Raw genomic sequence first — 23,402 nt, forward strand, 5'->3', positions numbered from 1 at the left:
TGCAGTGCCTCCATGTTCTGCGGATCGCGCGGCGCGCCGGTCGGAGGGCACAGCGCCTGCGCGTGGGACCCGTCTGGCACCCGCCTGACCGTTGCCCCGTCCTCGCGCGCGCGTGCGGCCTCGGCCCACACGAAGACCGGGCACTTGGCCGATGCGGCGCGGCCCGAATGCGGGCACACCAGAGGCCATGGCCCGTTCCGACACGCCCCTCGCAACCTACCAGGCGAAGCGCGACTTCGCCGTCACCGACGAACCCGCCGAAGGCGGCAGGGCCCGGCCGCACGCGCCCGCGTTCGTGATCCAGAAGCACGCGGCGCGGCGGCTGCACTACGACTTCCGGCTCGAACTCGACGGCGTGTTGGTGTCGTGGGCCGTGCCCAAGGGGCCGAGCCTCGACCCCGCGCACAAGCGCATGGCCGTGCATGTGGAAGACCACCCGCTGTCGTACGCCGGCTTCGAGGGCACGATTCCCGAAGGCCACTACGGCGCGGGCGACGTCATCGTGTGGGACCACGGCACCTGGGAGCCGGTGGGCGATCCGCGCAAGGGCCTGGCCGCGGGCAAGCTCGCGTTCCGGCTGCACGGCCAGAAGCTCGAAGGGCTGTGGGAACTCGTCAGGATCGCCAAGGGCGGCGAGCGGCAGGAGCCTTGGCTGCTGTTCAAGAAGCGCGATGCCTTTGCGCGCTCGCATGCCGAGTACGACGTGGTGTCCGCGCTGCCCGACAGCGTGGCCGGGGCGCGCAAGAGCGCCAAGGCCAAGGCCAAGGCCCAAGCCTTGCCTGCCTTGCCCGCAACGGGCGCGGTGAAGGCACGCCTGCCCGCCAGGCTTTCGCCGCAGCTCGCGACACTCGCCCCCGGTGTGCCCGAAGGCGCGCCCGGCGACTGGATCTTCGAGATCAAGTTCGACGGCTACCGCCTCATGGCGCGCATCGGCAACGGCAAGGCACGCCTGCTCACGCGCGGCGGCCACGACTGGAGCGCGAAGCTGCCGAAGCTGGTGGCCGAGCTGGAGCGCCTGGGCATCGGCAACGCCTGGCTCGACGGCGAGATCGTCGTGCCCGACCAGAACGGCACGCCCGACTTCAACGCGCTGCAGAACGCACTCGACCGCGAACGCGCCGACCCCATCGTGATGTTCCTGTTCGACGTGCCCTTCTTCGAGGGCTTCGACCTGCGCCACACGCCGCTCGCCGAACGCCGCCGGCTGCTCAAACAGCTGATGGACGCGCGCGCCACGCGCCGCCTGCGCTTCAGCAGCGACTTCGAGGCCGATGTCGACTCGATCCTGCAATCGGCCTGCCGCATGAACCTCGAAGGCGTGATCGCCAAGCGCGCCGACGCGCCGTATGTCTCGCGCCGCAGCGACACCTGGCTCAAGCTCAAGTGCATCCGGCGCCAGGAGTTCGTGGTGTGCGGCTACACGCTGCGCACCGACAGCCCGACGCGCATCGGCAGCCTGACGCTGGGCGTGCACGCGAAGAACGGCGAGCTCGTGTCGGTCGGCGGCGTCGGCACCGGCTGGAACGACCGCGAGGCGCGCGACATTCGCCGCCAGCTCGCCGCGCTGGACACCGACCACGCGCCTTTCACCGGCGGCGAGGCCAAGCCCGGCCGCCGCCGGCCGGGCGGCACGCGGCACTGGGTGAAGCCGACGCTCGTGGCCGAGGTGCGCTTCGCCGCATGGACGCCGGACGGGCAGGTCCGCCACGCGTCCTTCGTGGCGATGCGCGACGACAAGCCGGCGTCGGAGATCGTGCATGAAGAGCCCCGCGACATCGCACCTGTCTCCCATGAAAAGGGCACGAAGGCCATGAAGACACCGTCGAAGAAATCCGCCTCCACCGTCGGCGGCGTCGCCGTGAGCCACGGCGAGCGCGTGATCGATGCGGCTTCGGGCCGCACCAAGCTCGACCTCGTGCGCTACTACGAATCGGTGGCCGACGACATGCTGCCGCACCTGAAGGGCCGCCCCTGCGCGCTGGTGCGCGGGCCGCAGGGCGTGGGCGGCGAGATCTTCTTCCAGAAGCATGCCGAGAAGGTCCACATCGCCGGCGTGAAGCAGCTCGACCCGGCCCTGTGGCCCGGCCACCCGTCGATGCTCGAGGTCGGCACGCGCGAGGCCTTGCTGAACGCGGCGCAGTTCAACGTGATCGAGTTCCACACCTCGAACGCGACCTCGACGCACTTCGACAGGCCCAACCGCATGATCTTCGACCTCGACCCGGGCGAAGGCACGCCGTGGCCGCATGTGCAGGAAGCCGCGCTGCTGATGCGCACGTTGCTCACCGAACTGGGACTGGCGTCGTGGCTCAAGACCAGCGGCGGCAAGGGCCTGCACGTGGTCGTGCCGCTGCGCATGCATTACGACAACGACACCGTGAAGGCCTTCTCGCGCGCCATCGTGCAGCACATGGCCCAGGTGATCCCGTCGAAGTTCGTGGCCAAGAGCGGGCCGTCGAACCGCGTCGGCAAGCTCTTTGCCGACTACCTGCGCAACGGCGTGGGCGCGACCACGGTGGCGGCCTATTCCGCGCGGGCACGGCCCGGCATGGGCGTGTCGATGCCGGTGCGCTGGGACGACCTCGCCGGTCTCAAGAGCGGCGCGCACTGGACCATCGCCACCGCGCGCGAGCACCTGTCGTTCCAGTCCGAAGACCCCTGGGCCGCCTACTGGACCACGCGCCAGCCGCTGGGCGAGGCGATGAAGCGGCTCGGCTTCAAGCGATAGCCACGAACCCACGAACAAGGAAGGAAGCACACCATGGCCACGAGAACCCTCTGGAAAGGCGCCATCACCTTCGGGCTGGTCCACATCCCCGTGGGCCTGCACACCGCCAGCACCGAACAGGGCATCGACTTCGACTGGCTCGACAAGCGCAGCATGGACCCCGTGGGCTACAAGCGCATCAACAAGCGCACGGGCAAGGAGATCGCGCGCGAGCAGATCGTGAAGGGCTTCGAGTACGAAGACGGCAAGTACGTCGTGATCTCGCCCAAGGAGATCGAGGCCATCTACCCGCGCACCACGCAGACCATCGAGATCCAGCGCTTTCTCGACGTGGGCGAGATTCCCTTCGTGTACCTGGAGCGCCCCTACTACCTCGCGCCGATCAACAAGGGCCAGAAGGTCTACGCGCTGCTGCGCGAGGTGCTGGTGAAGACCGGCAAGGTCGGGCTGGCCAAGGTGGTGATCGCCACCAAGCAGCACCTGGCACTGCTGATTCCCTTCGGCAAGGTGCTGGTGCTCAACCTGCTGCGCTGGGGCGACGAGATCAAGGACGCCGACGGGCTCGACCTGCCGGCCGCCGGCATCAAGGGCGCGAAGCTGTCGGCCGCCGAGATGAAGATGGCCGAGCAGCTGGTCGGCGACATGTCGGGCCCGTGGAACCCCGACGAATTCAAGGACGAGTTCAAGCACGCCGTGATGAAGATCGTCGAGAAGAAGGTCAAGGCGGGCGACACGGAGACGGTGGTGCAGCCGGAAGAAGAAGCACCTGAGGGCGGTGCCGAGGTGATCGACCTGACCGAGCTGCTCGCGCGCAGCCTGCGCAGCGGCAAGCGCACGCCGCCTGCGGCGAAGAAGCGTGCGGCGAAGTCGACGGCTTCTGCACGCAAGACCGCGCACAAGCCTGCGGCGGCCAAACGCGCGAAGAGCGTGGCCCGCAAGGCGGCCTGACTAGCGCCGCGGCGCTTTCGCCGCACCCGGCAGCGCCGCCACGCGCTGCGCCAGGAAGTCGACCAGCACCTGCACGCGCAGCGGCAGCTGCCGGCGCGGCGCATAGAGCAGGTGCAGCTCCTGCGCCGGCCCCATGTGCCGCGCGAGCACGCGCACCAGCCGCCCCTGCGCCAGCAGGTCCGCGACCATCCACGTGGGCTGCAGCGACACGCCCGCGCCCGCCTGCACGCTGTCGAGCAGCGCCACGGCGTTGTTGACGCGGTAGCGGCTGCGCACCGGCACGGCCACCGCGCCGTCGGGGCCCGTGAGCAGCACGCCGTCGTCGCCCGCCGCGTAGCGCAGGTAGTCGTGCGCCAGCAGGTCCTGCGGCGTGCGCGGCTTGCCGCGTGCGGCCAGGTAGTCCGGCGAGGCGACGAGCACGCGCGGCCAGCTGCCCAGGTGGCGCGCGACGAGGTCGGGCGGCAGCGCGCCGCCGACGCGCAGCGAGACGTCGATGCGCTCCTCGCGCGGATCGACGAAGCGGTCGTCGAGCACCAGCTCCAGTTCGATGTCGGGGTACAGCCGCAGGAACTCGACCGCCATCGCGTTGAGATGCCGCTGCCCCAGCGTGACCGGCGCGCTCAGGCGCAGCAGGCCGCGCGGTTGCTGCACCTGGGCGCGCGCGTCGGCCACGGCGTCGCCGTAGTCCTCGAGCATGCGGCGCGCGCGTTCGTGAAAGCGCTGGCCCTCCTCCGTGAGGCTCAGGCCCGTGGCCGCGCGCCGCAGCAGCCGCACGCCCAGCGACCGCTCCAGCCCAGCGACGAGCTTGCTCACGGTGGGCTGCGTGGTGTCGAGCGCGCGGGCCGCGCCCGAGAGGCTGCCGAGCTCGACGCTGTGCACGAAGGCGGAGAGTGCGCGAAGGGTGTCCATGGGGTCATTCGAATCAGGAATGCGATGCATGCCATTCTGCCTTCTACCCCTCGCGATTCGAATGGAAGAAAGTTCGCCCATCGACACTTCTTTCACCTGAGGACATTCACATGACCGCTTCGCGACTCACCTCCCTCCTGCGCCAGGGCGCGCTCGCCCTTTCCCTCGCGGGCGCCGCCACCGCTTCCATGGCAGCGCCCACCCACTGGAGCCCCAGCTGGATGGCCGCCACCCAGCCGCTGTGGGACGAAAGCTTCGTGCTGCCCCTGGGCATTCCCGCCCGCTTCGAGCGGCAGACGCTGCGCCAGGTGGCGCGCCTGAGCATCGGCGGCACGCGGCTGCGCGTGGTGATCAGCAACGAAGGCGGCACCACGCCGCTGCACATCGGCGCGGCGCGCGTGGCCCGCCATGCGAGCGGCTCGGCAGTCGTCGAAGGCTCCGACCGCGTGCTGCGCTTCGGTGGCCGCAGCGACGTGACGCTGCCACCCGGCGCGCGCCTCGTGAGCGACCCGGTCGACCTGCCGCTGCCCGCGCTGAGCGAGGTGGCCGTGTCGCTCTACCTGCCGGAACCCAGCCAGCCCGCGGGCTTTCACTTCGACGCGCGGCAGACGCTGTACATCGCCGACGGCGACCTGAGCGCCGCCGCACGACTGCCGGCCGCCGCCACCTCTTGGAGCACGCGCGTCTACGTGAGCGGCCTGATCGTCGAGACGCCGCAAGCGCCCGTCACCGTCGTCGCACTGGGCGACTCGATCACCGACGGCAACGGCTCGACACCCGGTGCCCACACGCGCTGGCCCGACGCGCTGGCCGAACGGCTCGCGCCGCGCGGCGTGGGCGTGCTCAACGCCGGCATCTCGGGCGGCCGGCTGCTGAAGGACGGCATGGGCCGCGCGGCGCTCGAGCGCGCGGGCCGCGATGTGTTCGCGCAGCCCGGCGTGCGCGCGATGGTCGTGCTGCTGGGCACCAACGACATCGGCTGGCCCGGCGGCCCCTTTGCACCGCAGGAACCCGCGGTGCGCGCCGAGGCCGTGATCCAGGGCTTTCGCCAGCTGATCGAGATGGCCCACGCCCACAACGTGCGCATCGTGGGCGCCACCATTCCGCCCAACGAGCGTGCGCTCGAAGGCACGCCGCTGGCCGGCCACCACTCGCCCGAGAAAGACAAGGTGCGCCAGGCCATCAACCGCTGGATCCGCGAAGGCGGCGCCTTCGATGCGGTGGTCGATGTCGACGCGCTGCTGCGCGACCCGGCCCGGCCTGCGCGGCTGAAGGCCGCCATGGATTCGGGCGACCACCTGCATCCCGGCGACGCCGGCTACCGGGCGATGGCGGCGGCCATCGACCTCGACGCCTTGCTGGACAACGATCTTCGATAGACTGCAAATATACTGTACATAAATACAGTCTTTTCTCTAGAATGGCTCGTCTCCAAGAACAACATTCGAGGCGACGCCATGACCACCGCCAACCCACCTGCGCCCTCGGCGCAGGTGCTTTTTTTCTCCTCGCGACAGCATCCGTTGCAGTCGCGCTCACACGCAACCGGCAAGACAGGCCGGCTGTCGACCTGGCCCTTCAAGGTCACACGCGACAAGGGCCATGGCGATGGCCTGGACATTCGCGCCCAAGCCGCGCGCGTGCTCCAGACCACGGCCGCGCACTGGTGGCCGCCCGAGGCCTGAAGGTGATGCCGTGGCCGTCCGCCGCCAGCTCCTCATCGGCCTCTTTCCCACGGCGAACGTGCGCGCCGAAATCCTGGCGCACCGCGAGGACTGGTGGTGGCCGCGTGGCTGCACCCTGTCTGCGGCGCAGGGGCTGCACCTCACGCTGTACTACCTGCCCGATCACCAGGGAGAAGCCGAGCAACGCCTGCGCGACACGCTGGCCCGCGTGCCGATGCCACCGCTGGAGCTCACGCTCAACAGCTCCGGCACCTGGCCCAACGACGTCTCCGTGGTTCGTCCCGCCGCACACGACGGGCTGCGCGAATTCCACGACGCGCTGACGTGCGCGCTGCAGCAAGCCGGCTTCATTTCCTACGCTCGCGGCTGGACGCCTCACGTCACAATTGCGCGAAAAAGCGAGCGTGCCGCGTGCCCTGGGCAGTTGCCACCGATCCACTGGACGGTGCGCGAGTTCCGGCTGGTCCGCTCGCACTTCACGCATCCCTTTCGCCACGAACTCCTGGACGCCTACCCCGCATGCTGACGCCGCCCGCCTTGTCGAACGATGCCATCGCCGCCTGCCTCGCCAGCCACTGGGGCCTGCAAGACTCCCGCGCCGAATTCCTCCCGCTGGGCGCCGACGTCGATTCGGCCGCGTTCCGCATCGAGGCATCGGACGGCCGCGCGTACTTCCTCAAGCTGCGCCGAGGCGGCTTCACACCCGCCGTGGTCGACGTGCCGGCCGTGCTGTATCACACCTATGACATCGACGCCGTGATGGCCCCGCTGCTCACGCGCACGCGGCGGCTCAGCGTGCAGGACCATGGCTTCGACTGGGCGCTCTACCCTTTCTTCGACGGCGCTGACGGCTTCACGCGCACGCCGACGGACCGGCAATGGACCTTGCTCGGCACCGCGCTGAACGCCATCCACCGCACCGAGCTGCCCGAACCGCTGCGCGCGGGCCTGCCGCGCGAAAGCTATTCGCACCACTGGCGCGAAGGCGTGCGCCGCTACCAGCGCCGTTTCATCAACGGCGTGGCGGGCGACGATCTGGTGAAGCGCTTTCTGGCCTTCTGGGACGCGCACGACGAAGAGATCGATTCGATCGTCTACCGCAGCGAACAGCTCGCCTCGATCCTGCTCGAGAAGTCGCTGCCGCAGGTGCTGTGCCATGCCGACCTGCACGCGGGCAACGTGCTGCTGGGCGACGACGACCGCCTGTGCATCGTCGACTGGGACACGCTCATCCTCGCGCCGAAGGAGCGCGACCTGATGTTCATCGGCGGCGGTGTCGGCGGCGTGTGGAACCTGCCGCGCGAAGAAGCGCTGTTCTTCCAGGGCTACGGCACGACCGAGGCGGTCGACACGCTCGCCCTCGCCTACTACCGCCACGAACGCATCGTGCGCGACCTGCTCGAGTTCTGCGACCAGATGTTCGACCCGCAGGCCAGCCGTGAAGACCGCGAGGAAGGCCTGCGCCAGATGGCGAGCCAGTTCGATCCGGGCAACGTGGTCGCCGTCGCGCACCGCGACTACGACGCCATCACTTGAAGCACCTGCAGGGCGCCGCTCAGATCAGCAGGTCTTGCGCGTCGTCCTCGAAGCCCGCCACGGGCTGCGCCTTGGCCAGCGCCAGCCACACCGAAAAAGGAATGCGCTCGAAGGCGCGGTGCACCGCGGCGCGCGCCACCACGAGGCGCTCGCCCTCGAGCACCATCACGCCGCATTCGGCCGGGATATCGTCGGGCGACGCGATGCAGCGGCCCTTGGCATCGTTGCCCAGCACGTACCAGCACTCGCCGCCCAGGTCGAGATAGGCCGCGCGCTTGTCGGGCTTGCGCAGGTCGCCCAGCAGGTCGGCGCGGCTGACCTTCACCTCGTGCACGATGGGATGCGCGTAGGCCTCGACGCTGGTGTTGCGAATCGAAAAGACATCGGGCCGCGCCATGCACCAGCGCGGCTTGCCGCCCTCCTCCAGCGGCGGCAGCCGGGCGCGCAGCCCCAGGCCGCGCCAGGCGATGCGACCGCCACGCGTCATCTCGCGCGCCACGCGCTCCACCAGCGCCTCGTGCGGCGACAGCGCCGCGCGGTTGACCGTGAGCGTGGTGGCGATGCGCGCAATGCCGGCATCGGTCACGCGCAGCGTCTCGTGGCCCAGTGCACTGCGCACGCGCTCGAGAAAACCGCCCGCGAGCAGTTCGACCTCGATGGTGTCGCAGCAGGGCCAGCCGGCCGAGCGGTAGATCTCGCGCAGGCGCCGCGCGTGGGGCTTGCCGAAGGGCACGGCCGTCTGCAGGGGCGGCGGGTCGCTCACCGGCGGCGGAAAACCGGGGTCTGTCACCGGGGGCATGACCGGCGGCGGATCGCCTTCGGGCGGCAGCACGGGCGGCGGCGGTGGCGGCATGGGCACATCGGGCGCGGGCGGCGGCGGGCCGATCGGCGTGGCGACGACCTCATCGGCAAGGGCAAATCCGGCGGTTGCGGCGAGTGCGGACATGGGAGGAACAGGTTAGCGAAAAGTGAGGGGCGGCGCGAGGCATGGAACGATCGGTTGCATTCGCAATGCCTCAGTGGAAGTCGCGGCTGGTGTTGCTCTGCGCCAGCCGGCCCAGCAGCGGCGTGAGGTCCTTGAAGCCGGTGGCGATCAGGTGCTGCACCTTGCCGCCGCTGTCGTCGTCGCGCTGCCAGGTGCCCTGCACCGCGAGCAGGTGCGACTTGAGCAGCGGCTCGCGCCAGGCCTCGATGACGTGGCTCCAGATGATCACGTTGACGTTGCCGGTCTCGTCCTCCAGCGTGACGAAGATGGTGCCGTTGGCGGTGCCGGGCCGCTGCCGGCCCTTGACGATGCCGCAGGCGCGCACGGTCTGGCCGCTGCGTGCGGTGCGCAGCTCCACCGCGCTCAGGAGCCGCATGCGCGCCAGGCGCGGGCGCAGCAGCGCGAGCGGATGGCGGCGCAGCGTGAGGCCCAGCGCCGCGTAGTCGCCGACGATCTCTTCGCCCTCGGGCGCGGCGGGCAGCAGCAGCGCCTGTTCGTGGATCGGCACGCCCTTGAGCAGGGCCGACGAGCGATGCTGCGCCGTGGCGTCCCACACCTGCTGGCGCCGATGGCCCGAGAGCGACATCAATGCATCGGCCGCCGCGAGTGCGGCCATGTCCTTGCCGTCGAGTTCGGCGCGCAAGGCCAGGTCTTCGGTGCTGGTGAAAGGCGCTTGTGCACGCGCTGCAAGCAGGCGCTTGGCGCCGGCGTCGCTGAGGCTCAGGACCCGGTTCAGGCCCAGCCGCACGGCAGGCTGGTTGTCGTTGCCCAGGCGCTCGGCGTAGCGCGTGTCGGTGCCTGCGGGCATGCGCGGTGCATCGGGCGCGCGGGCTTCGAGCGTGGTGTCGATCTCGCTGCACGTGACGTCGACCGGCCGCACCTCGACGCCATGGCGGCGCGCGTCCTGCACCAGCTGCGAGGGGCTGTAGAAGCCCATCGGCTGCGAGTCGAGCAGTGCGGCGAGGAAGCAGGCGGGTTCGTAGTTCTTGAGCCAGCTGCTGATGGTGACCAGCAGCGCGAAGCTCGCGGCGTGGCTTTCGGGGAAGCCGTAGTCGCCGAAGCCGAGGATCTGCTTGAAGATGGCTTCGGCGAAAGTTTCCTTGTAGTCGTTGGCGGTCATGCCCTTGACGAGCTTGTCGTGGAACTTGCCCAGGCCGCCCTTGCGCTTCCACGCGGCCATGGCGCGACGCAGCTGGTCGGCTTCGTCGGCAGAGAATCCGGCCGCGATCATCGCAATCTGCATCACCTGCTCCTGGAAGATCGGGATGCCCAGCGTGCGCTCCAAGGCCGGACGGAGTGCTTCCTTTTCATAGGTGATCGCCAAGCCCTTGGCCACCCGCTCGCGCTGCTTCAAGTACGGATGCACCATGCCACCCTGGATGGGCCCGGGCCGCACGATCGCGACCTCGATCACCAGGTCTTCATAAGTGCGCGGCTTCAGGCGCGGCAGCATCGACATCTGCGCCCGGCTCTCGATCTGGAACACGCCGATGGTGTCGGCGTCGCAGATCATGTCGAACACGTTCTGGTCGTCGTTGGGGATGTGGTGCATCTCCATCATCGAGCCCCGCCAGCGGTTCATGTGGTCGAGCCCGCGCCGGATGGCGCTGAGCATGCCCAGCGCGAGCACGTCGACCTTGAGCATGCCCATGGCCTCGAGGTCGTCTTTTTCCCACTGGATGACCGAGCGGTCTTTCATCGACGCCTTCTCGACCGGCACCAGCCGCGTGAGCTTGGTGTGCGTGAGCACGAAGCCGCCGACGTGCTGGCTCAGGTGGCGCGGAAAGCCCTTGAGCCGCTGCGTCATCTCGATCCATTGCACCAGCTTGAGCCGGTCTTCCTTCACCCCGACGCGCGCGGCGGCCTTGTCGAGCTGCTCGCCGAGCACGGTGTCGTCGAACCAGTAGTGGTCCTTGGCGAATTCGTCGACCAGCCGCTCGTCGATGCCGATGGCCTTGCCGACGTCGCGCAAGGCGCTGCGCGAGCGGTAGCAGATGACGACGGCGGCGATGGCGGCGCGCTCGCGGCCGTACTTTGCGTAGATGTACTGGATGACTTCTTCGCGCCGCTGGTGCTCGAAGTCGACGTCGATGTCGGGCGGTTCCTTGCGATGGCGGCTCAGGAAGCGCTCGAACAGCAGGTGGCCTTTTTCGGGGTCGATGGCGGTGATTTCGAGGCAATAGCAGACAACGGAATTGGCCGATGACCCACGCCCCTGGCAAAGAATTTTCTGTGAGCGCGCAAAGCGGACGATGTTCTCTACGGTGAGGAAGAACATCTCGTATTCAAGCTCCCTGATCAGGTCCAGCTCTTTCTGCACCTGGGCTCGCACGCCATCAGGAATCCCGTTCGGGTAGCGCCTTTGCGCCCCTTCCCACGTCTTGCGCGCCAGCGTCTGCGTCGCCGTCTCGTTGCTGCCCAGCGTTTCCAGCGGGTACTTGTAGGTCTCGCGGATCACCTCGGGATCGAAGCGGCACCGCTGCGCCACCGCCAGCGTGTTCGCCAGCATCGCGGGCAGGTACAGCTCGGCCAGTCGCACCCGCTGGCGCAGGTGCCGCTCGGCGTTCGACTGCAGCGCGAAGCCGCACTCGGCCACCGTGCGGCCTTCGCGTACCGCCGTGAGCACGTCGTGCAGCGGCTTGCGCCCGCGCGCGTGCATGTGCACGTCGCCGGCCGCGACCAGCGGCACGCCGGCCTGCTCGCCCGCCTGCATCAGCGTGACGAGCCAGAGGTCGTCGTCGAGTTCGTTGAACAGCGCCACGGCCAGCCAGAGGTTGTCGCCGTACAGCGCCCTGGCCGCCGCCAGGTCCTCCTGCACGGTGGCCGCATCCGGCATGCCTCCCGGCGGACGGTGCGGCACGAAAAGCACCTGGCAGCGCTGCAGCGAGGCGACGTCGCTCGTGTCCCAATCGACGCGGTACTCGCCCTTGGGCAGCTCGGTGTTGCGCGCGGCGGTGATGAACTCGCAGAGGTTGCCCCAGCCCTCGGTGTCGTTCGCGATCACCACGAGCTTGAAGCGCTCGAAGCGGAACTCGCTGCCGAACAGCAGGCGGAATTCGGGGTGGCGCGGGATCGGCGGTTCGTCCGGGTGCTCGCGCTCGTAGGTGTCCAGCTTGACGGGCAGATCGCGCAACGCGACATGCGCGCGCACGATGCCGGCCACCGAGCACTCGTCGGTGATGGCCAGCGCCGCATAGCCGAGGTGGTAGGCGCGCTCGACCACCTCTTCGGGCGTCGACGCGCCGCGCTGGAAGCTGAAGTTCGTGAGGCAGTGCAGCTCGGCATAGCCGGGCAGGCCCGGCGCCGGGCGCAGCCGCTGCGGCAGCACATGCACCTTGGCGGGCTGGCGCTTGCGCTCTTCCTTGCCGCTCAGGTCAGGCATAGAAGCCTTGCAGGTACCAGCGCACCTCGCCCGACGAAAAGCGCGTGGCGGGCCGCTCGCGAAAGATCCACACCAGGCCGGCCTCGGGGCTTTCGGCCACGTAGTAGTCGCGCATCGCGGGCTGGCCGCCGTCTTCTTCACCGCCCCACCAGCCGGCCTCGACGCGCTGCGGCCCGACCAGCTTGCGCAGCGGCCCGCAGTAGCACGGGCGCTCGCCGTCCATCTCGAGCCGCAAGGGCTCGGGCAGCAGCCAGGGCGGGTAGATCGCATCGGGCTGCGAGGCGGCGTCCTTGCGGGCCTTGTCGGGTGCAGGCGTTTTCTCTTTTTGCAGCGCGGGCCGCCACCGCTGCTGGCGCTCGGGCCGGTGGTCGGCCTGCGCGAGCGGCACCACCACCTGGTCGGCGCCGAGCCGCACGCTGAGCCGTTCGACCATCTCGTGCAGCTTGTCGCCCTTGCGGTTGTCTTCGGGCAGGAAGCTCGTGCTGGCGCCGGCCAGCGGATCGGTTTCGAGCGTGCGCAGCTTCAGCCAGCTCGCGGGCGCGGCCAGCGTGGTGAGCGCGAGTTTTTCGGACAGCAGGCGGCGCAGGTGCGCCATGTCCTGCGTGGGCTCGGCCGTGCGCACGGTGAGCTGCTGGTGCGGCGGCAGGGTCACGCCGTTGAGGCGCCGCAGGTCGAGCGTCCACTGCAGCTCGAGCGCGCGCGCGCCGCGCTGGCGGGCGCGCAGCCAGATCTGCAGCGCCGAGAGCAGGCGGTTGGCCGACCACATGAGTTCGGGCCCGGTCTCGGCCAGCGCGGGCAGTTCGAGCTTCTGCTCGAACACGTCGGGCAGCGTGAGCCAGGCGTGGCTTTCGGGGCGCAGGCCCCAGGCGATGTCGAGCGCCTCACGCAGCCCGGCACCGAAGCGCCGCGCCAGCCCGCCGCGCGGCAGCGCCGCCACCTCGCCCCAGGTGCGGCAGCCCAGGCGCGCGAGCAGGTCGAGGTGGCCCTGCGCGGCCGTCAGCGTGTCCAGCGGCAGGCCGGCCGGCACGTCGGCGGGCCGGTGCTCGTTGCGCGCGAACAGGCGCAGCCGCGCCAGCGCGATCAGGCTGGTGGCGCCCTGCGCGCCGCGCATGCGCGCGTCGGGCGCGGGGTTGAGGGCCAGCAGCTGGCGCATCAGCGGCGCGCGACCGCCCCACAGGCGCTCGCAGGCCGAGACCTCGAGCATCAGCGCCTCGTCCTGCCAGGCGACGTGCGGCGTGAACTGCAGCGCCCACCAGCCCAGGGCTTCGGGCGGGGGCATGTCGGGGGCGTCGGCGTCCTCGGTTTCAGACGACCACTGCAAGGCGATCCAGTGCATCCGGGCCTCCTTTCCATGCGTCGATGCGCACCACCGTGGCCGACGGCGCGGCGGCCGGCGTCACGGCCGGCTGCAGGCGCAGCTGGCGCCGCACGCGGGCGGCGGCCAGCAACGCGCTCATGCGGGCATTGCGCGCCGGCACCCGCACCGGCGCGGCCAGCGGCGGCCCCCGGCGCTTGAGCAGGTGCAGCGCGATCTGCGCCGGGTCGTCCGGGCAGCGCTCGGCGCGCAGGCGCAGACGCGCGGGCGAGGCCGAGAGCGCCACCGACTCGGGCCGGCACACGAACAGCAGCACCTCGTGCTGCGCGGCGGCCAGCTGCAGCCGCCGCAGCTCGCCCACGCGGGCCTGCGGCAGCCAGGCGACGACGGCAGCGATCTCGGCGCAGCGCAGCGCCTGCTCGCAGGCCCACAGCCGCGCGGCCGGGGCGTCGCTGCGCACGCACATCAGCGCCTCCACCGGCAAGCCCTGCGCCGCCAGCGCGGTGCCGCAGGGTTCGTAGGGTGCGCCGACCAGCACCACCGGCCCGCCGCGCGCTTCCACGGCCTGCGCCAGCGCGGGCAGCAGCAGGCGCCAGACATGGGCCTCGGGCGTGGCCTGCAGCAGCTCCGTCATCGCGCCCACGGGCCAGCCGCCGCCGGGCAGCTCGGCGTCGAGCGCGGCATGCCCGGTGGCCACGACCTGCGCGTCGGCCAGGCCGAGTTCGTCGGCGTGCCAGACGCCGCGGCCCGCGGCGGTGGAAAAGGAGTCGAGGAAAGGGAGGCCCATGATTGCAGTTGTTAACTGTATTTTTATACAGTATTTCCCAGGTCGCAACCAGCGATCGATTTACCTGCGAAGGCCCGCGCCTTAAGATCGGTTTATTAACAATTAGTGACCATGAGACACAAAAAGATTCACCTGCGGTTTCTGGCCCTCGCCGCCCTCGTCTTCGCGGGGGCGCCCGCCTCGGCCCAGCCCGCCAAGCCGCTCCTGATCGGCCAGACCTACGTGCAGACCGGCCCGCTCGCATCGCTGTCGACCGAGCCGCTGGTGGGCATCCGTGCCATGTTCACCGCGCTGAACGCGAGCGGCGGCGTCAACGGCCGCCCGGTCGAGCTGCGCCAGCTCGACGACGCCTACGACCCCGCCAAGGGCGCCGAGAACGTCAAGACCTTCGCGCGCGACGGCGCTGTGGGCGTGCTGATGCCCATCGGCACCTCGTCGGCGGTCGGCGCGCTGAAGGCGGCCAACGAGCTGAAGATTCCCGTCGTCGGCCCGTACACGGGCGCGGGCCCGGTGGTGAAGTTCAGCGAGTTCGGTTTTCCGGTGCGCATCAGCTTTGACGAGGAATACAGCCGCATCGTGAACCACCTGTTCACCATCGGCCTGTCGCGCATCGCCTTCGCGCACAACGACAACCCCGGCGCGCGCTCGGCGATGGAGAGCACGCAGAAGTTCATTGCCGAACGCGGCGACAAGATGGTCGGCAGCGTGGCCATCAAGAACGACGGCTCCGACGCGGCCGAACGCGCCGCCGAGCTGGCCAAGCTCAAGCCCAAGGCCGTGGTGCTGTCGGCCACCAACGACGTGGCGGCGAAATTCATCGCGGCCTACCGCGCGACCGGCGGCGAGACGGCCTTCTATTCGTTCTCCTTCCTGAACGGGCAGAAGCTGTTCCAGGACATCAAGAAGGACGCGGCCGGCGTGGTCATCTCGCAGGTCGTGCCCTATCCGTGGAACAGCGCGATGCCGGTGATTGCCGAGTACCAGGCGGCGATGAAGAAGATCGGCATGACCGAGTTCAGCTACGCCAGCCTGGAGGGCTACGTCACGGCCAAGGTCATGGTCGAAGGCCTGAAGCGCGCGGGCGCCAACCCGACGCCCGAGTCGCTGCAGAAGGGCCTGGAGTCGTTCAAGACGCTGGACCTCGGCGGCATCGCCGTGTCGTACCGGCCCGGCGAGCACCGCGGGCTGACCTTCTCGGAACTGTCGATGCTCAAGGCGGACGGGCGCTACCTGCGCTGAGGCTGAACCGCTTCAGCCCAGGAAGCGCAGCAGCTGCGCGTTGACCTCATCAGCGCGCTCGTACTGCACCCAGTGCCCCGCGCCGTCGATCACCACGCCTTCGCGGCCCGGGCCTTCGCTGGCCAGTTGCGCCACCAGCGGACGCGAATCGGCGGTGACGTCGAACTCGCCCCACAGCAGCAGCGTCGGCACGCCCAGCGCGTCGATCGCGGCCTGCAGCCCGCCCGAGAGCGACACCTCCTTGCTGCGAAAGCGCGTGCCGTGGCACGAGAGGTCGTGGATCTCGAAGGCCAGCGGGTCGATGGCGGCCGGCGCGTGCAGCATCAGCGCGCCCAGGTTGTGCATGAGCGCGGCGCGCTCGGTCTCGCGGTCGGGGGCAGCGCGCCAGTTGATCATCTCGACCGTCATGCGGCGCAAGGTGCCGTGGCCGCCGCTGCCCATCAGCGCCAGCCGGCGGATCGCGCCGCGCCGCACCGCGAAGCGCGCGGCAGTGAGCCCGCCGAACGAGAAACCGCCCAGGTCGATGGGCGTGCCGGCGCCGATGAGCGCATCGAGCGTGCCGCCGAGCGCGGCCAGGAGCGGCACCAGCGCGTCCTCGCCGGGCGCCACGCGCAGCAGCGCGTCGGAATCGTGAAAGCCAGGCATGTCGGGCAGGAGCAGCGTGCGCTGCGCCGACAGCGCCTCGGCGTTGCGCAGCCAGTGCATCCAGCTGCCGTGGCCGCCGTGCAGCAGCACGATGGGCGGCTGCGTCGTGTCGGTGCCGAAGCGGCGCCAGCGCACGCGAATGCCGTCATGCACCGGGTCGTGCGAGGTGGACAGGGCTTCGATGCGGGCGATCAGGCGCCGGGCTTCGGCGGATTCGTCGGGGGTGGGAAGAGCGGGCGTGGGCATGGCTTCATTCTGCCGCGCGGCCCGCGTGCCTTCAGGCCGCGCCGAAGCGGTAGCTCGACACCACGAGCCCGCCCATGAAGGCGTCCTCGTGGTAGACGCGCTCGCCGACGTCGCCTTCGGCCGCGCCGACCGCGACCATCAGCGGAATCAGGTGCTCCTCGCGCGGGTGCGCCACGCGCGCCGACGGGGCCGAGGCCCAGTCCTGCAGGCGTTGCACGCGCGCCTGCGGCGTGGCCTGCACCGCCGTCTCGTCGAGCCAGTCGCCGAAGGCCTTGGACACGCCGTGCGCCTGCGGGCCGAAGTTGCGCAGGTTGTGATAGCTCAGGCCGCTGCCGACGATGAGCACGTTCTCGTCACGCAGCGGCGCGATGGCGCGGCCCAGCGCCAGGTGTTCGGCCGGGTCGAGCCCGCGCCTCAGCGACAGCTGCACCACCGGCACGTCGGCGTTCGGGTACATCGCGGCCATCGGCGAGAACATGCCGTGGTCGTAGCCGCGCTCGGGGTCGATCTGCGCCGGCAGGCCGGCGGCGGCGATCAGCGATTGCACGCGCTGCGCGAGTTCAGGTGAACCTGGCGAGGCGTAGCGCACCTCGTAGGTGTGGGCCGGAAAGCCGCCGTAGTCGTAGATCATGGGCGGGCGCGGGTTGCCCTGCACCGTGAACACGGGCGACTCCCAGTGCGCCGAGACCATGAGGATGGCCGCCGGCGTGCGGCCGATCTGGCGCGGCATGTCGGCCAGCGAGGCGGCCAGCTGGTCGTAGGTGGCGCCCATCTCCTTCTTCATCCAGGGCCAGGGGCCGCCGCCGTGCGAGATGAAGTACGTGGGCAGGCGGGAAAGCGTGGTGTTGTCGTGGGTCAAGTCGATGCTCCTTGAAGGCGTTGGATCGACTGTAGACATTTCCTTTCAGGAAATCGACAGGCTACGATGCATCGAATCCTTTCTTCACAGGAAATCATCGATGGACCGCATGACCAGCCTGCGCGTGTTCCGCGAGGTCGTCGAGGCCGGCAGTTTCGTGGCCGCGGCCGAGCGCCTGGGCCTGTCGGCGCCGATGGCCAGCAAGCACGTGGCGCAGCTCGAGAAATCGCTGGGTGCGCGGCTGCTGCACCGCTCGAGCCGCCACCTGAGCCTCACCGAGGCCGGCACCGCCTGGTACGAGCAGAGCCGCCGCGCGCTCGACCTGCTCGACGCGGCCGAAGCCGCCATCGGCCAGACCAGCGACGCGCCGCGCGGCCAGCTCAAGGTGAGCGCGCCCGTGTGGTGCGCCACGCCGCGCTTTGCGCGCGTGCTGGCCGACTACCGCGCGGCGTACCCCGAGGTGCTGGTCGACATGCACCTGGAGAACCGCAAGGTCGATCTCGCGGCCGACGGCTACGACCTGGCCCTGCGCGCCACGCAGGAGCCCTCGCCCGCGCTCATCGCGCGGCCGCTGTGCCGCGTGCCCTTCCACCTCGCGGGCACGCCGGCCTACCTGAAGCGCCACGGCGCCCTGCCCGCGGTGCCGGCCGACCTCGCGAAGCTGGGCGCGATCGTGCCCAGCTACGTGAACCTGGACAACCTCGCGCTCAAGGGGCCGGGCGGGCGCATGTTCCCGCTGCGGCTCACGCCCGCGATGCGCTCGGACGACACCACGCTCACGCTGCACGCGGTGCGCGCCGACATGGGCATCGCGTACCTGCCCGTGTGGCTCATCGACGACGACCTGGCGCAGGGCCGGCTGGTGCGGCTGCTGCCCGCGTTCGAGGCCACGCCGGTCACGCTGTTCGCCGTGTACACGAGCCGGCAGTACATGTCGCCCAAGCTGCGAACTTTCATCGACTTCCTGAGCGCGCGGCTGGGGGGCATGGAAACAAAGGCAGCACGCGCCGACGACAGCAAGGTGCGCCGCAGCTGAAGGGTTGCTGAAGGCACCGGCCACGAACGCACCTTTTCGGGGCAAGGTCATGCATGCAGGGCTACATTCGAAGGCTCTGCTGGAGACCGATTCCTTGTTCCGCTTTTTCGAAAAACTCCTTCCCCCGTACCCCGCCGCCGAACCGACGCTGCCGCCCCAGGGCTTCTTTGCCTTCCTGTGGGCCTGCACGCACGGCGTGCGCGGCAAGATCGCCGCGATGGCGGTGCTCACGGCGGTGATGTCGACCTTCGAGGCCGCGCTGTTCGCGATCCTCGGGCGCATCGTCGACTGGCTCGGCGGCCAGGTGCCGTCCAAGCTGTGGGCCGAGCGCGGCGACACGCTGCTGTGGCTGGCCGCGTTCCTGGTGATCAGCATCGGCGTGGTGGCGCTGCAGACCATCGTGAAGCACCAGACGCTGGCGGTGAACCTGCCGATGCGCCTGCGCTGGAACTTCCACCGCCTGATGCTGGGCCAGAGCATGGCCTTCTACCAGGACGAGTTCGCGGGCCGCATCACGGCCAAGGTGATGCAGACCGCGCTGGCCGTGCGCGAGACCGTGTTCGTGCTGGCCGACGTGCTCGTGGCCATGGGCGTGTACGTGGCCACCATGATCATCCTGGTGGGCGTGCTCGATGCGCAGCTGGTGTGGCCCTTCGTCATCTGGCTGGCGCTGTACATCGCCTCGCTGGTGTACTTCGTGCCGCGCCTGGGCAAGGTCGGCAAGGCGCAGGCCGACGCGCGCGCGCTCATGACCGGGCGCGTGACCGACGCCTACACCAACATCGCGACCGTCAAGCTGTTCTCGCACACGCAGCGCGAGGCCGGCTTTGCGCGCGACGCGATGCGCGAGTTCATGAAGACCGGCTACGGCCAGATGCGGCTGGTGAGCGCCTTCGAGATCGTCAACCACACGCTGAGCATGGGCCTCACCGCCGGCATGGCGGGCATGGCGCTGTGGCTGTGGTCGCACGGCACGGTGGGCGTGGGCGCGGTGGCCGCCGCTACGGCGATGGCGCTGCGGCTGCAGGGCATGTCGCACTGGATCATGTGGGAGATGACCAGCCTGTTCGAGAACATCGGCACGGTGCAGGACGGCATGAAGACGCTGTCACGCCCGCGCACGGTGCTCGACGCGCCCCATGCCACGGTGCTCGACGTGCCGCACGGCGAGGTGCGCTTCGAGCAAGCGAGCTTCCGCTACGGCGACGCGGGCCGCCGCGTGATCGACGACCTGAACCTCGTCGTGAAGCCCGGCGAAAAGATCGGCCTGGTCGGCCGCTCGGGCGCCGGCAAGTCGACGCTGGTGAACCTGCTGCTGCGCTTCCATGACCTGGAGAGCGGCCGCATCCTCATCGACGGGCAGGACATCTCGAAGGTCACGCAGGATTCGCTGCGCATGCACATCGGCATGGTCACGCAGGACACCTCGCTGATGCACCGCTCGGTGGCCGACAACATCGCCTACGGCCGGCCCGACGCCACGCTGGCGCAGATCGAAGCGGCTGCGAAGCGTGCCGAAGCGCACGACTTCATCCAGACGCTGGGCGACGCGGGCGGACGGCGCGGCTACGAGGCGCACGTGGGCGAGCGCGGCGTGAAGCTGTCGGGCGGCCAGCGCCAGCGCGTGGCGATTGCGCGCGTGATGCTGAAAGACGCGCCGATCCTGCTGCTCGACGAAGCCACGAGCGCGCTCGACTCCGAGGTCGAAGCCGCGATCCAGCAGAGCCTGTACACGCTGATGGAAGGCAAGACCGTGATCGCCATTGCGCACCGGCTGTCGACCATCGCCGCGATGGACCGGCTCATCGTGCTCGATGAAGGCCGGGTCGTCGAAGAAGGCGACCACCGCACGCTGATGGCCCAGGGCGGCCTGTATGCGCGGCTGTGGGCGCACCAGAGCGGCGGCTTCCTGGGCGACGGGCTCGAAGAAGACGAAGCCCTGCGCGCCTGATAAGGCTCCTTCGTGAAACACCGCGGAACCGGCTTGCCGGGCCGCAGGTGTTGCCCCCGGAAGGGGGTTGGCGCAGCGACACGAAGTGCGCGAAGCCTGGGGGAGAGCCTAGCTTGGTGACGTGCCGGCCTCGTACAGCGCGACGTATTCACCCGACGGCGGGATCGGCTTGATGATGTCGATCAGCACGCCGTTCGGGTCGCGTGTGATGAAGTGGCGCTGACCGAAAGCCTCGTCGCGCAGCGACAGCAGGATCGGCAGGCCCGCCGCCTTCAGGCGCTCGTGCACCGCGTCGGGGTCTTCCACCTCGAAGTTCAGCAGCAACCCGCCCGCCACCTGCCCGCGCGCTTCGGCGGGAATGGTCTTGTGCGTGCCGTCGAGCACGGCAAGGTTCACCGACGCATCGTCCGCCAGCTGCAGGTGCACGTACCAGTCGGTCGTGAACAGCGACACAAACCCGAAATGCGCTTGGTAGAAGGCCGCGGTGCCGGCCACGTCGTTGGTCATGATCACCGGGTAATAGCTCGTCACTTTCATGGGGTGGCTCCTTCGTGGATAAAACGTACAAACTGCATGTAAGTTAAATATTAATCCACAAACAGACTGCATGTAAATTAGGGTCATGGCCAAAACCCCGGCACGCACCAACCGCGAACGCACCGAAACCACCCGCCTCGCCCTGACCGAGGCGGCCCGCACGCTCTTCGTCAGCAAGGGCTACGGTGACACCTCCACGCCCGAGATCGCCATGGCCGCCGGCATCACGCGCGGGGCGCTGTACCACCACTTCAACGACAAGCGCGACCTGTTCCGCCAGGTGTTGTTGCTCGAGGCGCAGGCGGTCGCGGCCGACATCGATGCGGCCACGCCCGACGAGCTCGGCCCGCGCGAGGCCCTGCTCGTGGGCAGCGAGGCCTACCTGAAGGCGATGACGGTGCCGGGGCGCACCCGGCTGCTGCTGATCGACGGGCCGGCCGTGCTCGGCCTGGCGGAAATGATGTCGATGGACGACGCCACCTCGGCGAACTCGCTGCGCCAGGGGCTGGCGCGCGCCGGCATGGGCCGCGGCGAGGTGTCGCTCGACGCCCTCGCCCGCCTGCTGTCGGCCGCCTTCGACCGCGCGGCGCTGGAGATCGATGCCGGTGCCGATGCCGCCAAGGTGCGGGCGGCCATGCTGTGGCTGCTGGAGCAGGCGCTCCCGCCCAGGAGAAACTAGACCGCGCCGCGCCCGCCCATGCGCACGGGCCACTTGGCGACGGTGCCGCGCTGCATCGATTCGAGCGTGGTCTGCGTGAACACGTTGATGCTCACGTGCCGCGCGAGGTAGTGCTCCAGCACCAGCCCCAGCAGGTACGGGCTCGTGCCCGAAAACCCTTCTTCGTCGACGCTCAGCGTGCATTGCACGCCGCGCCCGTAGATCAGCGGCCCCGCGCCCGGCAGGCGACGCGTCACGGGCTCGATGCGCGACCCGACGAGGCAATCGATCTGCCGGCGCAGCACGTCGTTGTCGGCGGTGACGAACAACCGCAGCATGTCGCGCAGCGCCTGCGCGCCCTCGCGGTGCGGCATGTCGGCCAGCGGCAGGTGGTTGAAGCCCAGCTGGCGGATCAGCCGCCACGCGATCTCGCGCTGCGCGAACGGCGACTTGGGCGTGCTCGGCGCACGGATGAGGCCCACGGCCGACACCGGGATCGAATCGGCCACCGCGAGGTCGGCCTGCCCGTTGCGCGGCACGAGGCACGGCAGGTCGCGATTGGTGAGCATCGCCTTCACCGACAGGTAGCGCAGGCTCTCGGGGTACGGCGCCTCCTGCTGGTCGACCAGCGACAGGAACACCTCGGTGCCGATGTAGGGCGTGCGCGTGCCGTACTTGCGCGCCGTTTCGGACACCAGCCGCGGCTCGCGCCGCACCGAGAAGTAGCGGCCGTGGTTGCCCTCGTCTTCGTTGAGCGTCTGGTAGAGCGGGCGGAAGTCGATCTCGGCCGTGGTGCGCGCCTGCTGGCCGGCGATGCGCTGCACCGAATACACCTCGAAGTCCATCGGCCGCGAGCGGTCGGGCACGAGGTGGAACTCGGTCTGCGCGCTGTCGAGTTCGATGCGGTCGGTGCGCCGCTCGAACAGGTTGACCACCGGCGTGCTGAACAGCGCGAACTGCGCCGCATCGACCAGCGCACCCAGCGCGCCGGGCGGCTTGCTCAGCAGCACGACGATCTCGACCTCCTTGCCGGGAATGCGCGCCAGCCCCGGCGCAAGCTGCGTGAGCGTGAAGAAGTAGAAGCGCTCGGGGCACGCGAAGTACTCGTGCAGCAGGTTGTGGCCATGGAAGGTGTTCCACGCCAGCGGCAGCAGGCCTTCGCCCGGCCCCAGCCCTTCGTGCACCAGCGCGCCTTCGGTCACGACGTGCGGGCGGTCCATCAGCTGGCCCGGCTCGCCGACGAAGGTCGCGACCGCCGAGGTGTGCAGCAGCTCGAACAGGTGCGACGCCACCTGCTCGTTGCCGCGCAGGTAGATGGGCAGCCGGTCGAGCCCCGACAGTGCCGAGAAGCCCATCTCGCCCACGATGCGCAGCCGCAGGCGCAGCGCGCCCGTCACCTGCACGTGCGGCGGCACGTAGCGCTCCAGCGCCGGGATGTCGGGCGGTGCGCCGGTGAGCCGCGCCTCGGCGATCTCGAAGGGCCACAGCGTCACGTCCTGGCTGGAGCGGAACTCGCACGGCGTCTGCTCGCCCGCGGGCACGCGCGCATGAAAGGCCGTGCCGCGCGGCACCACGAAGCCGCGCGTGAAGTCGCCCTCCTTCACGCTGGGATGCAGCTGCGCCACGGCCATCGACGGCGTGGGGCTCAGGTAGTTGGGGTACAGCACCTCGAGCAGGCGCTGCGTGAAGCGCGGAAATTCGGCATCGAGCTTGATCTGCATGCGCGCCGACATGAAGCTGAACGACTCGATGAGCCGCTCCACGTACGGGTCGGCCACCTCGATGCCGTGCATGCCCAGGCGGCGGGCGATCTTGGGGTGCGAAGCGGCAAACTCGCTCGCCGCCTCGCGCATGTAGACGAGTTCCCGGTTGTAGTACTCGAGGAGTTGCGGGTCCATGACGGTAAGCCTTCCCTGGCGTGGTTGAAGTAAGGAGAAATGAAAAAGAGACAGACAG

The 23,402-nt window shown here is 69.7% G+C and carries 19 protein-coding genes; 10 read left to right on the forward strand and 9 right to left on the reverse strand.

Features of this window, described 5'->3' with window-relative positions:
- The first annotated feature begins 187 nt into the window (after positions 1-187).
- Together ligD and ku are read left to right on the forward strand one after the other, a co-directional pair.
- Positions 188-2,728: a DNA ligase D gene (gene ligD, locus AC57B8_RS27935; RefSeq protein WP_496481377.1), complete on the forward strand. Its 2,541-nt coding sequence runs from the start codon at positions 188-190 to the stop codon at positions 2,726-2,728.
- Between the two features lie 33 nt (positions 2,729-2,761).
- Positions 2,762-3,676, forward strand: coding sequence for a non-homologous end joining protein Ku (gene ku, locus AC57B8_RS27940; protein ID WP_062472415.1), 915 nt, complete (start codon positions 2,762-2,764; stop codon positions 3,674-3,676).
- On the opposite strand, the gene AC57B8_RS27945 is transcribed toward ku, so the two are convergent.
- Positions 3,677-4,585, reverse strand: coding sequence for a LysR family transcriptional regulator (locus tag AC57B8_RS27945; protein ID WP_496481378.1), 909 nt, complete (start codon positions 4,583-4,585; stop codon positions 3,677-3,679).
- A gap of 110 nt (positions 4,586-4,695) precedes the next feature.
- Here AC57B8_RS27945 and AC57B8_RS27950 point away from each other — a divergent pair, with 110 nt between their 5' ends.
- The 4 genes from AC57B8_RS27950 (at position 4,696) to AC57B8_RS27965 (ending at position 7,806) form a co-directional block, all read left to right on the forward strand.
- Positions 4,696-5,964 carry an SGNH/GDSL hydrolase family protein gene (locus AC57B8_RS27950; protein ID WP_496481379.1) on the forward strand — a complete coding sequence of 423 codons (1,269 nt, stop codon included), beginning with the start codon at positions 4,696-4,698 and terminating at the stop codon, positions 5,962-5,964.
- 78 nt (positions 5,965-6,042) lie between these two features.
- Entirely contained in the window at positions 6,043-6,270 is a 228-nt protein-coding gene (locus AC57B8_RS27955; RefSeq protein ID WP_489057116.1) for a hypothetical protein, read from the forward strand.
- Positions 6,271-6,280: 10 nt separating this feature from the next.
- On the forward strand, positions 6,281-6,796 hold the full coding sequence (locus tag AC57B8_RS27960) for a 2'-5' RNA ligase family protein (protein WP_496481380.1): 516 nt from the start codon (positions 6,281-6,283) through the stop codon (positions 6,794-6,796).
- Positions 6,790-7,806 (forward strand): phosphotransferase enzyme family protein, encoded by a 1,017-nt coding sequence (locus tag AC57B8_RS27965; protein WP_496481381.1) that lies wholly within the window; start codon positions 6,790-6,792, stop codon positions 7,804-7,806. The genes AC57B8_RS27960 and AC57B8_RS27965 overlap by 7 nt, the downstream gene beginning before the upstream one ends.
- Positions 7,807-7,825: 19 nt before the next feature.
- Here AC57B8_RS27965 and AC57B8_RS27970 read toward each other — a convergent pair whose 3' ends face one another.
- The 4 genes from AC57B8_RS27970 to imuA form a co-directional block, all read right to left on the reverse strand.
- On the reverse strand, positions 7,826-8,752 hold the full coding sequence (locus AC57B8_RS27970; RefSeq protein WP_496481382.1) for a hypothetical protein: 927 nt from the start codon (positions 8,750-8,752) through the stop codon (positions 7,826-7,828).
- Between the two features lie 70 nt (positions 8,753-8,822).
- On the reverse strand, positions 8,823-12,173 hold the full coding sequence (locus tag AC57B8_RS27975; protein WP_496481383.1) for an error-prone DNA polymerase: 3,351 nt from the start codon (positions 12,171-12,173) through the stop codon (positions 8,823-8,825).
- Entirely contained in the window at positions 12,166-13,509 is a 1,344-nt protein-coding gene (locus tag AC57B8_RS27980; RefSeq protein WP_307693944.1) for a Y-family DNA polymerase, read from the reverse strand. The genes AC57B8_RS27975 and AC57B8_RS27980 overlap by 8 nt, the downstream gene beginning before the upstream one ends.
- Positions 13,478-14,275: a translesion DNA synthesis-associated protein ImuA gene (imuA, locus tag AC57B8_RS27985; protein ID WP_307693945.1), complete on the reverse strand. Its 798-nt coding sequence runs from the start codon at positions 14,273-14,275 to the stop codon at positions 13,478-13,480. The genes AC57B8_RS27980 and imuA overlap by 32 nt, the downstream gene beginning before the upstream one ends.
- Before the next feature lie 111 nt (positions 14,276-14,386).
- Between imuA and AC57B8_RS27990 the strand changes: the two genes are divergently transcribed.
- Positions 14,387-15,514 (forward strand): ABC transporter substrate-binding protein, encoded by a 1,128-nt coding sequence (locus AC57B8_RS27990; RefSeq protein WP_492726158.1) that lies wholly within the window; start codon positions 14,387-14,389, stop codon positions 15,512-15,514.
- A gap of 12 nt (positions 15,515-15,526) precedes the next feature.
- On the opposite strand, the gene AC57B8_RS27995 is transcribed toward AC57B8_RS27990, so the two are convergent.
- Complete coding sequence (locus tag AC57B8_RS27995) at positions 15,527-16,405, reverse strand: alpha/beta fold hydrolase (protein ID WP_496481384.1); 879 nt, start codon at positions 16,403-16,405, stop codon at positions 15,527-15,529.
- A gap of 31 nt (positions 16,406-16,436) precedes the next feature.
- On the reverse strand, positions 16,437-17,264 hold the full coding sequence (locus AC57B8_RS28000; RefSeq protein ID WP_496481385.1) for a DODA-type extradiol aromatic ring-opening family dioxygenase: 828 nt from the start codon (positions 17,262-17,264) through the stop codon (positions 16,437-16,439).
- A 100-nt stretch (positions 17,265-17,364) separates the two neighbouring features.
- Between AC57B8_RS28000 and AC57B8_RS28005 the strand changes: the two genes are divergently transcribed.
- Both AC57B8_RS28005 and AC57B8_RS28010 read left to right on the forward strand, forming a co-directional pair.
- Positions 17,365-18,300: a LysR family transcriptional regulator gene (locus AC57B8_RS28005; RefSeq protein WP_095947509.1), complete on the forward strand. Its 936-nt coding sequence runs from the start codon at positions 17,365-17,367 to the stop codon at positions 18,298-18,300.
- Positions 18,301-18,394: 94 nt separating this feature from the next.
- Positions 18,395-20,251, forward strand: coding sequence for an ATP-binding cassette domain-containing protein (locus tag AC57B8_RS28010; protein ID WP_492685391.1), 1,857 nt, complete (start codon positions 18,395-18,397; stop codon positions 20,249-20,251).
- A 108-nt stretch (positions 20,252-20,359) separates the two neighbouring features.
- Here the strand turns inward: AC57B8_RS28010 and AC57B8_RS28015 are convergent, their stop codons facing one another.
- Positions 20,360-20,788 carry a VOC family protein gene (locus tag AC57B8_RS28015; RefSeq protein ID WP_495299584.1) on the reverse strand — a complete coding sequence of 143 codons (429 nt, stop codon included), beginning with the start codon at positions 20,786-20,788 and terminating at the stop codon, positions 20,360-20,362.
- A gap of 85 nt (positions 20,789-20,873) precedes the next feature.
- Here AC57B8_RS28015 and AC57B8_RS28020 point away from each other — a divergent pair, with 85 nt between their 5' ends.
- Positions 20,874-21,467: a TetR/AcrR family transcriptional regulator gene (locus AC57B8_RS28020; RefSeq protein ID WP_139706177.1), complete on the forward strand. Its 594-nt coding sequence runs from the start codon at positions 20,874-20,876 to the stop codon at positions 21,465-21,467.
- On the opposite strand, the gene tssF is transcribed toward AC57B8_RS28020, so the two are convergent.
- Positions 21,464-23,344, reverse strand: a complete 1,881-nt coding sequence (gene tssF, locus AC57B8_RS28025; RefSeq protein ID WP_095744941.1) for a type VI secretion system baseplate subunit TssF — start codon at positions 23,342-23,344, stop codon at positions 21,464-21,466. The two genes, AC57B8_RS28020 and tssF, sit on opposite strands and share 4 nt — an antisense overlap.
- Positions 23,345-23,402 lie beyond the last annotated feature (58 nt).

Source organism: Variovorax sp. BGA-UO-ETr-C22, from assembly GCF_059567965.1.

What these genes read in the sequence shown, in the direction of transcription:
- ligD (WP_496481377.1), top strand. Translation starts at nt 188, where the DNA reads ATGGCCCGTTCCGACACGCCCCTCGCAACCTACCAGGCGAAGCGCGAC.
- ku (WP_062472415.1), top strand. Translation starts at nt 2,762, where the DNA reads ATGGCCACGAGAACCCTCTGGAAAGGCGCCATCACCTTCGGGCTGGTC.
- AC57B8_RS27945 (WP_496481378.1), bottom strand. Translation starts at nt 4,585, where the DNA reads ATGGACACCCTTCGCGCACTCTCCGCCTTCGTGCACAGCGTCGAGCTC.
- AC57B8_RS27950 (WP_496481379.1), top strand. Translation starts at nt 4,696, where the DNA reads ATGACCGCTTCGCGACTCACCTCCCTCCTGCGCCAGGGCGCGCTCGCC.
- AC57B8_RS27955 (WP_489057116.1), top strand. Translation starts at nt 6,043, where the DNA reads ATGACCACCGCCAACCCACCTGCGCCCTCGGCGCAGGTGCTTTTTTTC.
- AC57B8_RS27965 (WP_496481381.1), top strand. Translation starts at nt 6,790, where the DNA reads ATGCTGACGCCGCCCGCCTTGTCGAACGATGCCATCGCCGCCTGCCTC.
- AC57B8_RS27970 (WP_496481382.1), bottom strand. Translation starts at nt 8,752, where the DNA reads ATGTCCGCACTCGCCGCAACCGCCGGATTTGCCCTTGCCGATGAGGTC.
- AC57B8_RS27975 (WP_496481383.1), bottom strand. Translation starts at nt 12,173, where the DNA reads ATGCCTGACCTGAGCGGCAAGGAAGAGCGCAAGCGCCAGCCCGCCAAG.
- AC57B8_RS27980 (WP_307693944.1), bottom strand. Translation starts at nt 13,509, where the DNA reads ATGCACTGGATCGCCTTGCAGTGGTCGTCTGAAACCGAGGACGCCGAC.
- imuA (WP_307693945.1), bottom strand. Translation starts at nt 14,275, where the DNA reads ATGGGCCTCCCTTTCCTCGACTCCTTTTCCACCGCCGCGGGCCGCGGC.
- AC57B8_RS27990 (WP_492726158.1), top strand. Translation starts at nt 14,387, where the DNA reads ATGAGACACAAAAAGATTCACCTGCGGTTTCTGGCCCTCGCCGCCCTC.
- AC57B8_RS27995 (WP_496481384.1), bottom strand. Translation starts at nt 16,405, where the DNA reads ATGCCCACGCCCGCTCTTCCCACCCCCGACGAATCCGCCGAAGCCCGG.
- AC57B8_RS28005 (WP_095947509.1), top strand. Translation starts at nt 17,365, where the DNA reads ATGGACCGCATGACCAGCCTGCGCGTGTTCCGCGAGGTCGTCGAGGCC.
- AC57B8_RS28015 (WP_495299584.1), bottom strand. Translation starts at nt 20,788, where the DNA reads ATGAAAGTGACGAGCTATTACCCGGTGATCATGACCAACGACGTGGCC.
- AC57B8_RS28020 (WP_139706177.1), top strand. Translation starts at nt 20,874, where the DNA reads ATGGCCAAAACCCCGGCACGCACCAACCGCGAACGCACCGAAACCACC.
- tssF (WP_095744941.1), bottom strand. Translation starts at nt 23,344, where the DNA reads ATGGACCCGCAACTCCTCGAGTACTACAACCGGGAACTCGTCTACATG.